This is a genomic window from Thermotalea metallivorans (genome assembly GCF_001562415.1).
GTDB classification, from domain to species: domain Bacteria; phylum Bacillota; class Clostridia; order Peptostreptococcales; family Thermotaleaceae; genus Thermotalea; species Thermotalea metallivorans.
Genome location: NZ_LOEE01000105.1, coordinates 1 through 1,190 on the forward strand (window position 1 = coordinate 1; position 1,190 = coordinate 1,190).

Annotated in this window: 2 protein-coding genes; both read left to right on the plus strand. The window is 34.0% G+C overall.

Annotated elements, in window-relative coordinates:
* The first annotated feature begins 83 nt into the window (after positions 1-83).
* The gene (locus tag AN619_RS15345) at positions 84-614 is read left to right on the plus strand and encodes a helix-turn-helix domain-containing protein (RefSeq protein WP_068558127.1); all 531 of its coding nucleotides are present in this window, start codon (positions 84-86) and stop codon (positions 612-614) included.
* On the plus strand, positions 589-1,185 hold the full coding sequence (locus AN619_RS15350) for an IS630 family transposase (RefSeq protein WP_068558128.1): 597 nt from the start codon (positions 589-591) through the stop codon (positions 1,183-1,185). Before AN619_RS15345 ends, AN619_RS15350 begins: the two co-directional genes overlap by 26 nt.
* Positions 1,186-1,190: the final 5 nt, after the last annotated feature.

Consider the following 1,190-nt stretch of genomic DNA (forward strand, 5'->3'; position numbering starts at 1 on the left):
CCCATAGAAATTAACCTTTCTTAATAATTCTCTCTTTGTTTTGGAATAATAAGTAAAACACCAAATCAAAGGAGGATCATTCTATGGGTAGAAAGTGCATTCAAGTAGAAACTCTGCATGGTCTTACAATTAAAGATTTGCAAAATAAAGTAAAACAAGCTACAAGTAGCTATACACGTAACGTGTTAACTGCTGTGATTATGCGATATAGTGGTATATCAACCAATGAAATTATGAAAGTCTTAGGAGTATCCCGTCCAACGGTAACTAAGTATATAAACGAGTGGAATGCTAATCCTGCAAAAAGTATTGTCGATCATCGTGGAGGGAATATCCCAAGTAAATTAACCGATGAAATGGTTGAAGATATAAGATATGTTTTAATTCACAAAAAACCAAGTGACTTCGGATATTTTCAAAGTAATTGGAATTGCAGTCTGTTATCTCGCTACATTGAGGACACTTATGGAACCAAGTTTTGTCATCAGTGGCTTGCCAAGCTACTAAAACGCTTAGGATTTTCATACAAAAGAGGTATGTATAAGCCGACAAAGGCTGATCCAGAACTCCAGGAAAAATTTAAAAAAAATGTCTACCTTTTTGGATATAATTGAGAATTTATCCGATGTTTCCCTTTGGGCTATGGATGAAACAGGCAAACGTCTTGAGTCTGATAATTACTATAGTTGGAGCCCCATAGGGCAACCTACCCTTATCGAACGCAATGGCGCAAAAAAGGGAGTTAACATCATTGGAGCTACAGAAGTTTTGAAACACTTTGACTTTGTATATGATCAATATATTAATGATGAAAATCATGATGGTTCCATTGGATCTATAAAAGTTATTCAGTTTTTGGAAAAATTGCTAGATTATGATGCACAAAGAGGTATAAGTAAAACAATAGTAATCCTTGATAATGCAGGGTTTCACAGAGCTAAAGCTGTACAGAAGTTTGTAAGGGAATATGAAGAACGCCTTACCCTTATTTTTCTTCCGGTATATTCTCCAGAATTAAATCCTCAAGAAAATATATGGAATTGGATGAAGAAGTTTATGGCTGCAGCTTCAGCATTTACAATCATTGAGGAAATATCAAACAAAGTCAAAGAATTTCAAACTTATATTAGAGAAAACACTACTAAAGTTAAACAACTTGTATTTGCACGAAACTATTACAAATAGGTTAA

What these genes read in the sequence shown, in the direction of transcription:
- AN619_RS15345 (WP_068558127.1), top strand. Translation starts at nt 84, where the DNA reads ATGGGTAGAAAGTGCATTCAAGTAGAAACTCTGCATGGTCTTACAATT.
- AN619_RS15350 (WP_068558128.1), top strand. Translation starts at nt 589, where the DNA reads ATGTCTACCTTTTTGGATATAATTGAGAATTTATCCGATGTTTCCCTT.